General features: G+C 54.4%; 9 protein-coding genes. 4 read left to right on the top strand and 5 right to left on the bottom strand.

The window, feature by feature from the left end; genetic code table 11:
- Window positions 1-11 precede the first annotated feature (11 nt).
- The 3 genes from L1889_RS10270 to L1889_RS10260 are packed head-to-tail and all read left to right on the top strand — an operon-like array spanning window position 12 to window position 5,139.
- On the top strand, window positions 12-3,140 hold the full coding sequence (locus tag L1889_RS10270; RefSeq protein ID WP_238665047.1) for a hypothetical protein: 3,129 nt from the start codon (window positions 12-14) through the stop codon (window positions 3,138-3,140).
- 50 nt (window positions 3,141-3,190) lie between these two features.
- Complete coding sequence (locus L1889_RS10265) at window positions 3,191-3,649, top strand: hypothetical protein (RefSeq protein ID WP_238665046.1); 459 nt, start codon at window positions 3,191-3,193, stop codon at window positions 3,647-3,649.
- On the top strand, window positions 3,649-5,139 hold the full coding sequence (locus tag L1889_RS10260) for a filamentous hemagglutinin family protein (RefSeq protein WP_238665911.1): 1,491 nt from the start codon (window positions 3,649-3,651) through the stop codon (window positions 5,137-5,139). Before L1889_RS10265 ends, L1889_RS10260 begins: the two co-directional genes overlap by 1 nt.
- 196 nt (window positions 5,140-5,335) lie before the next feature.
- On the opposite strand, the gene L1889_RS10255 is transcribed toward L1889_RS10260, so the two are convergent.
- The 5 genes from L1889_RS10255 to L1889_RS10235 form a co-directional block, all read right to left on the bottom strand.
- On the bottom strand, window positions 5,336-6,250 hold the full coding sequence (locus L1889_RS10255; protein ID WP_238665045.1) for a hypothetical protein: 915 nt from the start codon (window positions 6,248-6,250) through the stop codon (window positions 5,336-5,338).
- Between the two features lie 791 nt (window positions 6,251-7,041).
- Window positions 7,042-7,221 carry a hypothetical protein gene (locus tag L1889_RS10250; protein WP_238665044.1) on the bottom strand — a complete coding sequence of 60 codons (180 nt, stop codon included), beginning with the start codon at window positions 7,219-7,221 and terminating at the stop codon, window positions 7,042-7,044.
- Between the two features lie 23 nt (window positions 7,222-7,244).
- Window positions 7,245-7,736: a PulJ/GspJ family protein gene (locus tag L1889_RS10245; protein WP_238665043.1), complete on the bottom strand. Its 492-nt coding sequence runs from the start codon at window positions 7,734-7,736 to the stop codon at window positions 7,245-7,247.
- A 4-nt stretch (window positions 7,737-7,740) separates the two neighbouring features.
- The gene (gspI, locus tag L1889_RS10240; protein ID WP_238665042.1) at window positions 7,741-8,133 is read right to left on the bottom strand and encodes a type II secretion system minor pseudopilin GspI; all 393 of its coding nucleotides are present in this window, start codon (window positions 8,131-8,133) and stop codon (window positions 7,741-7,743) included.
- Complete coding sequence (locus tag L1889_RS10235) at window positions 8,130-8,654, bottom strand: prepilin-type N-terminal cleavage/methylation domain-containing protein (RefSeq protein ID WP_238665041.1); 525 nt, start codon at window positions 8,652-8,654, stop codon at window positions 8,130-8,132. The genes gspI and L1889_RS10235 overlap by 4 nt, the downstream gene beginning before the upstream one ends.
- Before the next feature lie 133 nt (window positions 8,655-8,787).
- Between L1889_RS10235 and L1889_RS10230 the strand changes: the two genes are divergently transcribed.
- Entirely contained in the window at window positions 8,788-9,237 is a 450-nt protein-coding gene (locus L1889_RS10230; protein WP_238665040.1) for a type II secretion system protein N, read from the top strand.
- Window positions 9,238-9,335 lie beyond the last annotated feature (98 nt).

The raw sequence follows: 9,335 nt of genomic DNA, 5'->3' as shown, positions 1-9,335 counted from the left end.
CGGCCATTGCCTTGTCAGATGAAGACGTCGACGCGGGCACGGTAGCTTTACAGGGCCAGATTCTGGGCGGGGCCAGTGGCGATTACGACGCGGGTGGCACTTGGGTACCGTATCTGGGGGCTGGCATTGACTTGCGTGCCCAGCGCCTGGGTAGCGGAGCGCTAACGACCTTGTTTGCCGAGCTAAACAGCCGCCTGAATGCGGGTGAGGTTTTTGGGGCGCGTAGCTTCCAGTTTAAAACCGGCAGCCTGACCATAGGCAATGAGCTTAAGGCCAATCAGGTCAATGTCTCCATCGATAACGGCAGCCTGACCGTGGCCGGGCGTATTGACGCCAGTGGCGAGCGGGTGGGGACCATCCGCTTGGCGGGAAAACAGGGTTTAACTCTGGGCAATAACGCCGTGCTGGATGCCAGCGGCACGCTGTTGCGCGTAGACAGTTATGGCAAAATCATCGACAGCCCGAACCGCGCCATCGTGGAATTAAATTCTGGACTGGGCACACTGCAGTTGGCCCATGGTGCAAGCATCAACCTAAGCCACGGCACCGACGATGCCCGGGTTAGGGCCGGTACCGTGCAGCACGATGGGGCCGCACTGGGCACACTGGAATTGAATGCGCCACGGCTGGGTAGCAGTGGCTCAAGCACGGACACTGATGCCGCCACGTATGGCGACATGGCCATACAAGTAGACCCCGGCGTTGTTGTGCAGGGAGCCAAGTCCATTGCGGTTCAGGCCGTGCAGCGCTATGACGATGCCCCCGATGGTGCGGCGGGCCAATACGTTAATGGTGATGATTATCAAGTGATCGATCAGGCTTACCTGCAAGACAAGCATGGAGACAGTACCGCATTTATCGATAACGCTCTGGTCAACAGCCAGCTGCTGAACACTCGATTGGCTGGATTGAATAACAACAGCTACCGCGATGTGCTGCACCTGCGCCCTGGCGTGGAGATTGTCAGCAAAACACCCGAAGGGCATTTGGTGGTACAGGGCGATCTGGATTTATCAGGCTTTAGGTACAACAGCCTGAATCCGGCCATCAAGGCCGCCTATGTGGCCAATAGCCAGCCCGGCAGTGCGGCCTACGGTTCTGGTGAACCCGGCGCCTTAAGCCTGCGCGCTGGCGGTCATCTGGATATATACGGCAGCGTCACCGATGGCTTTGTGCCGGTGGACACCACGGTAGATACCGATGGATGGGTGCTGGTCGAAGGGGTGCAACCTTTTGGGGGCGATGTCGTGGTCCCCCGTTATGACATTGAGTTACTAGCTGGCACCACACTTCCCCAAGGCAGCACCTTAAACTATGATTTGCCTTCAGGCTTATTGGATAACCTGACATTACCCGCAGGAACAGTGCTGCCGGTGGACATCACCTTGGTCGATGGCAGCACCATCGCCGCCGGAACCACATTGGCAACGCCCGCCACGGTAAGCAATCTGCACTGGCCCCAAGGTGTGCCACTACCGGTGGTTGTCACCCTAAAACAGACGTTAATGTTAAAGCTGGGGGCTTTGATACCGGCGAACAGTAAACTAAAGCTCAAGCCAGCAGCGGGTGAGTTAGTTGTACCGCTAAACAATAATGGACGGAAAAACTGGGCGGTTGCTTCGATGTTACCAGCGGGGGCTCAATCCTGGAGCATGCGCTTGGTGGCAGGGGCAGATACCACAGCGGCAGACACACGGGTCTTGCAGCCCTATGCTCAAGGGCGTGTGGTGTTAGCAGATACCCATTACTCACTGGAAGAAATATGGACGGGAGGTACCGATGGTACTGGCATGGTCTGGGCTCCAGGCGGTATGGGAGAGGTCGGAACTCCTGTATCAGAGGCTGATCTATGGTGGTGCGATATGGGGATGTGTATGCCTGCACCGAAACAGTATCAATGGGTCTGGGCACCAGGTGGCATGGGAGAGGTCGGAGCACCTGTCTCAGAGGCTGATTTATGGTGGTGCGATATGGGGATGTGTGAACAAAAAGAGGTTAGTCCCGAGCCTGAGTTAACTGCCGTTAACACTATGGCACAGGGCTTTAGTGTTATCAGAACGGGTACTGGCGATTTGGATTTCATCGCGGCAGATGACATCATCATGCGTTCGCCCTATGGGGTATATACCGCTGGAACAGATTCGCCACGCGAAGGCCAATTTGCAGGCAATGAATTCTACCGACCTCGCGGTCAGGCTTCTGATGATGGCTCCTTGCTGGGCAGTCAGGGCGGAGATTACGAAGCATTGGCACAAAGTTTGTACCAGGCGTATTACCCCCAAAGCGGTGGTAACGTCAAGATTGCTGCCGGTGGTGATTTAATCGGCAAGGTGCAGGGTGCGGCCTTGGGCAATGCTGGCAGTGCTGCCGTGGGTAATTGGTTGTGGCGACAGGGTACAGGCTCAGGCAGTGACGCCGACTATGTACCTGCCGCATGGTGGATTAACTTTGGTGCCTATACCATTGATCCCTACGAGTCAACTGCGGCCAATAAATTTCCGCAGATGACGGGCTTTACCGGTATAGGTGCTCTGGGCGGCGGTAATGTCTATATAGATGTGGCGGGTCAGGCTGGCGAGGGTTCGGCGCTAAGCACTACCTCCTTTGATAGCAATGCATTGGTGATAGCAGTAGGCAGCGCGGGGCGGGTTCTAAGCGATGGTAGCATGGCCTTGACCGGTGGCGGCGATGTAACGATGCGGGTAGGTGGCGCACTCAATGCACTGAATAAACAGGCAATCAACACATCAAACCTGAATTCTTTGCGACCCAGGCACGATCTGCAAGGCGCGCTGATCAACTTGCGTGGTCATTTATCATTGAGTGCATCAGCACTGGGTGCAGTGGTTCCTTTATACGGTTTTGAGCAAGACAGCGCCGAGGTTCGCGCCTACGATCCCTATGGTTACACCAAGACCAATGCCATGGGTGGTTTGGTGCTGGTGCCTGGCGACAGTACCTTTAGCTTGGCCTCACAGGGTGATCTCGTGCTGGGCGGTGTGGGTGATCCAGGGCGGGTAGCCTTGCGTAATGCCACGCCCTTTACGATAGATGGCGCACCGTTCCAAGGGGGCTTGTCCAGCTTTTCTTTATGGACAGACCATACCGCCATTAATTTGTTCTCAGCAGGGGGGATTTAACGCCTGGCACCCAAATTGCTGAGACATCTTCCACAGGAAGCGGGCTGTTTATGGGGCGTGACTATTCCGCCACCGATGGCCGTTTTGTTTATCCATCAAGGCTTTCAGTGGTGGCGGCTACAGGAAGAATTTTCCTGGGTGAGTCGGCGCTGGGTTCATCGCCTCAACAGAATTATCCAGAGTATTCATTGCTACTGGCGCCTCATTCGCAAGGCGAAGGCTCACTGTCGGTACTGGCGGGCGATTCGATTTATGGCGGACGCTATGTGATTAACCGTTCTGGTGCGGTGATGTCAGCGACTTCCTCGCCTTTTAACCCAGCATTTTTGGGCACAAGCAGTGGGACGAAGGTAGAGACGACCAATTACGCCGAGGAAGGTATAGGCCGTGGTTATGAGAATATGACATTCCCGTTGTTCGTGTTTGGTTCAGGCAGCAATGCTGGCACAGCAGTCAATGTGTCCGACCCAGGGCGCTTCTATGCGGTGGGGGGGATATTGTTGGTTTGATGACCGGACAGGAAATTGTATTTGGCGGTTTGACGGTGCGCCCTGACGCTCGTTGGTACGAGGCGGCAGGTGCCGTTTATCTCAAGGCAGGTGGTGACATTGTAGGCTCGGGTAATTTGTTAGGTTCCACGACTGCTGTGCCCGCTGTTGTTGGTAATGTGTTGTTTGGCGATAGCATAGCTACCGGCAACCTGATCGTACACAGCAACGAGACCGATGTCTCACTCGTGCAGGCAGGCGGCGATATCATTTACAGCAGCTTCACCATTGCCGGACCGGGCACCTTGGAAATAACGGCAGGCGGTGATATCCGTATGGACGATCAGGCCAGTGTTACCAGCGTGGGTCCGGTGCAGGCCAGTGATCTGCGCCCGGGTGCATCAATTGTGATGCAGGCCGGCTTGGAACCCACATTGATGGCACAAAACTTTAACGACTTTGTGAACCTGTATGTGAATCCAGACAACCAAGCGACGAAAAACGAAGGGGACAGTCTGGCAGGCCAGCCCGGTAAAGTGGTGCATACGTATCAGCAGGAGTTGGTGGACTGGATGGCGGATCGTTATGGTTTTGGAGGCTCAGCCGAAGAAGCGTTGGCCGTATTTAGCACCTTGACACCCGAGCAGCAGCGTATCTTTGCACGACAGATATATTTTGCCGAGCTGCGTGCCGGAGGGCGCGAATATAACGATGCAGATGGCCCCCGATTCGGCAGCTACTTGCGTGGCCGCAATGCCATCGCCGCCTTGTTCCCGGCGAATTCAACCTCAGGCACACCCAATGTGTACCAAGGTGACATTACTTTATACGGGGGCTCTGGCATCCATACTCGCATGGGCGGTGACATCCAGACACTAACACCCGGAGGCCGCCAGTTGTTTGGTGTAGAAGGCGTCGCACCGCCTTCTACCGCAGGCGTGATTACGCAAGGCTTCGGCCACATTCAGATGTATACACTAGGCAGCATTTTGCTGGGTCAAAGCCGCATTATGACCACCGCCGGTGGAGACATCTTGGCCTGGGCAGCGCAAGGCGACATTAACGCTGGTCGCGGTTCCAAAACCACGCTGGTCTACACCCCGCCACGCCGAGTCTACGACCAGTGGGGCAACTTGATGCTCTCGTCAGACGTTCCCAGCACAGGCGCCGGACTCGCCACCCTGGACGAAGGCGACATGGACCTGATCGCACCCGAAGGCACGATTGATGCTGGCGAAGCCGGAATCCGCGTATCGGGCAACGTCAACATCGCCGCTTTGCATGTCGTTAACGCCGCTAACATTCAGGTTCAAGGCGATGCGGTCGGAATACCCGTGGCAGCGGTAGTCAACACCGGGGCCTTGGCATCAGCCAGTTCAGCCTCATCCGCTGCCGCCACGGCAGCCCAAGAGACGGTGCAACGTGTTCGTAACGAAGCCCGCCAGAACCAGCCTTCTATCTTCAGCGTACAGATTCTGGGTTTTGGAGGCGAATCAATTGGGCTGGACTAAGATCAATATTACAAATGTTTTTGTATTAGTAAGTCGACGTGTGTGTGTGCGCCTGGCAAGTAGGCCAGAGGTGGTAGCATGAAGTTTAATGGCTACCGCCTACTTAGGCCGGTAGGCTTCAATGTGCGCTCTTTACATTGTGGGGCGTTTGAATAATGTCAGACTGACTTTGAGGCTTGACTCAGTCGTGCTCTTATTACTTTTCCCATCCCCAATTGTCCGAATTTGCGACGACGAACATAGTTGCGCAGATCGTCAAACTTATTGATGCATAGTTCGAATAATGATGTGCATCACGCTCTGATATTCGGGGGAGGAGGATTGAACTCAGCGTTTCAAGGGTGGTTTGCTGCTTCTTTAGTGAGGCGTAGAGTATTGGGGATTCGGTCAAGGAAAAGTGTTGAACCTTTCCTTCAGCGATGATTTCTTCGAGGCTTTCCGCTTCAGCTTTCAGTAAGTCGGATTTGCTTTTATGTAAGGCGACGAATGGAGCCAACTTCTGTTGAAGTAAACTAGTCCATTCTGTGGATCGAGAGGGGTCAATTCGCGATCGAAGTTGTTCCACCAAGTCACAAAAATAGGGGTCATGAGTCAACATGCACTCCTGATAGGTGTTAGGTTCTTTAAGATACTGCCATTCAAAGGCCTGCCTGAAATTCGGACCCAAAAAACCTTTCTGAGTGGGCTCAAGATCAAACTCGACCCTGCTTATTTGATAAAGGCGACTTGAAATATTAAGCCCTGACTGCCAAGCGAGCTGGCCCTTGAGTGCATAGAACACTATTTCTGCGCACTCATGGAGTACATGCCGTAACGGGCGTTGCCATGTGCCGGAAGAGCGCTGAATATCAAAGTTATCTACGAATTCGACAATCTCACTCAGCGTGCTTCTGGCCAAATTGGCTAATTCAGTCAAATTCGCCTTATGAGCCTGCCGACTTGCTCGTAAAGCTTCGAGATAGATTTGATGATGCTCTGCTAGATGTGCGCGATAGTCATTGTGTCGACTCAAGGCGGCAGAGCGGCTTTGAGACTTGGTATAGGCGGCACTGATGATCGATACGATCAGCGCCCCCATCGCCATGTAATCCGAAATTAAAAAGTCTGGCATCGTTGGATCGAAGAGATATGAAATTGGACCAATATTTATATAACATACACGTCGGCAGTATCCATTACATAGTGTCGTTTCATGCGCTAAAGACCAATATTGCTATCTCTCACGGTAGTGGTGTCAAAAGAACCCCAACGCAACAGCAGCCAGGACACAATCAACCAATGTGACTTCTGCGAATAGGCAGGCCCTCTAGGATTTCCTACAGTGAATCGCATCACACCCACTGACAGGAAGCCCAGCATATGGCTGTCTCCAAAACCGACTTCGATTCTCCCTGGAAAGAGGCTCTGGAGCAATACTTCCCTGCCTTCATGCAACTCCTGTCGTCAGCTGGTTTACAAATTCGGCACATTGCCACCTGACGTTCAAAAACGACTCAGCCATGCCACGTCGGCAGAACGGGAGGCATGATCCTTAAATTTGTTGGATGCCAAGACTTTAGACGACGTCTTTACGCACTAAGGGGGTAATGGCGCTCGCTACCCACAATGCTTAAAAAGCACACAAAGCGCCAGCCAAAGTCAGCGTTCGCATCCTCATCGTAGCCATCCCCTCGGACTTTGCCGAGCAAGCGCTTCGGGGAGCGCCGCGATTCAGGAAAAAGCAGGAAACAAGAGAGCGCTGTTCGAAGCGCGCAGCGCAAGTTCGCGAACGCCTGCTTTCTGGCTGAATCAAGGGCAGTGCGCAGCACCGCTCAACGCTAAGTCCACACGGAATTGTGCAAGACGAGGCCACCACAGAGCGCTAAGCTGGCACAGAAAGGGGCGAACAGACGGGGAAGTAAGTTACTCCAGGCTAAGCACATAACGTATGCTTTCTGGGCTGCCATTAGCCGTATTTTGCTTTAAGGTAATCTCAACGCCACTGGCTTCTTCCGTGCTTACCGGGCTGGGCAGCTGTACCCAGCCCTTGCCCGGCTCCCAGGCACGCATATCGAACTCGACTACCTGTTCCAGCACGGCCACCCGGCTGTCTGCTTGAGCCGATTTTAAGGGCCAGACGCTGGATGACGGCCCGGCAGCCCGGTATAAGGTTCCATCACTGACCCACCATTGCACTCGCTGCCATTGCCCAGGCTGCGCCGCCGCAGCTCGAAAAACTTCCAGATGAAAAGGCAGTTGTTGGCTACGACGCACTTGCAAGGCCGGTGGCAACAAGGGTTTGAGGGGGAGTTGGCTACCTGAGCGGCAGGAGGTGTAGCGGTTGTTTCTGCAGGGCCGGAACCACCGGCTTCGCTTTGCGAGATAACGGTGCGTGGCAGTTCTACGGTGGCCCGCAGGGCAATATCTTGCTGCAACTGTTGCAGGGCACGTATCTGGCGTGATAGGTGACTGCTGCGCTGTCTTAGCTGCTCGTCGGCGCGCGAGGCGCTGTCCAGCCCCTGCCACGAGATGAGGCTGATGATTGCCATAATCATGATTGCGATCATGACTTCAACTAGAGTGAAGCCAGTTTGGTGGCGACGGTGTAGGCGAGGCATACGCTTACTCGGGCAGTAGGGTGGCTAATGTTGCCAATGAATGATCGGGTTCGTTGCGTGTGTACACATCGATCACAACCCGTCGCAAACCTGTACCTGCCACTGTTGTTTGCGTGGTGCAGACAAAGGCGTCGTCAGGCGGGCAGGGACGCGGCGAGATGTCGTCCGATAACGCAATGCCGCTTATTTGCAGTTCTGCCAGATGGCTTTCTGCAGCGATCAGTGCCAGAGTTTTTTCCTGAAGTAAGGCATTAGTCGTAATAGCCGTGCTGGCGGCGCGCGTGATAGAGGCCAGCGCAATAGCCACGATGGCAAGGGCGACCAGTACTTCTAGCAGTGTGATGCCGTGTTGGCTTGCGTGGGCTTTGGGCGTCGATACAGAACGGGAAGGTGTCATGGCTGCGGTACCTGATGCACATGGTAGGCGCCGGTGGCATCGCGGCGTAGCCTAACGTGGTTCGAGCCATCAGACAGGGTGATTTGCCAGGGTTCTGCCATCCATTCCGAGGTCAACACAATGGGATGAGAGGGCTTGATCTGTATGGCCTCAGAGTGCCATCTGCGTGGATGCAGTTTTTCGTCACGTTCGAAGTGATCAAGCTCGCCCGCTGTCGTTACATGCGGCACCACGCTAGAGGGCGTGGACACCCAGACACCACGTGTAAATCGGTAGCCCTTGGCATCGGCATGCCAGGCAATCAGCCGGCCATCGGCCCGTACTTCATTTTGCGCCAGGCTAAACAGCTCTGCCAGTTGTTGGGCATCGTGGCGCAGCGCTTTGTCAGTTTGCGGGCTTAGGTTCAGGCCGATTGCTGAAATAGAGATGCCGATAATCACCACCACGATCATGATTTCTATCAGTGAAAAACCTTGTTGTGCGTGCTGGGCTGATTGAGGGGGCCGGGGAGTCATCGTCATGGCAAAGATGGACGCATAATGTGAATTCCTGTGGTTTACCCCTCATCCTAGCGATTCAATATGATGCTGACATGAATTTTTCACCTGTGTTTGTTATCAAGGAGTATTGCCATGGCGAAAGAAAGGGATAACGATGAAACGGTACACGGAATTCTCACCGGCTAAAGTCGTATTAGTGGCGGCTTTGCTAGCAGTAGCAGGGGGCATAGGTTTTTGGGGTACCAAGCTAAGCCAGCCTTTGGCTTTTGCAGAGCCATCCGCAGTCGGTCAGATTGCGGCGGTCGATCCGGCGGTGCCGGTGCTGGCCGCCTGGTTTCAGCCCGGCGATCTGCGGCTTGATATTGAGGTCAAGGGTTTGATTCATTCCACCGTGCGCGAAGGTGCAGTGGTGCTGGCTGTTAATTCACAGCCGCCTCAAGCCTATATGGTGGGCGATGAGCTGACTCGCTCGGTGGTTCTAAGTGCTGTCGGGCCCGATGGAATCTGGATCAACAAGGCGGGCCAGGCAGTGCATTTTTCCGTGCCTCAACATCCCGTTGATACGCATATTGCTGTAACGACGGGGATTCAGCGGGCCCGCTAACACATCAGAGAGTGCAATTTATCGGGAGTTTAATTAACCTTATTGTTATACACGCTAACTAGACTGTAGGTTTCGTCCAAGGTGCTGCCTGTTTACTG

Source organism: Paenalcaligenes niemegkensis (assembly GCF_022230885.1).
Taxonomy (GTDB): Bacteria; Pseudomonadota; Gammaproteobacteria; order Burkholderiales; family Burkholderiaceae_B; genus Paenalcaligenes; species Paenalcaligenes niemegkensis.
Note: the sequence above shows the minus strand (reverse complement) of the source record. Positions and strands in the feature narration are given on the sequence as shown.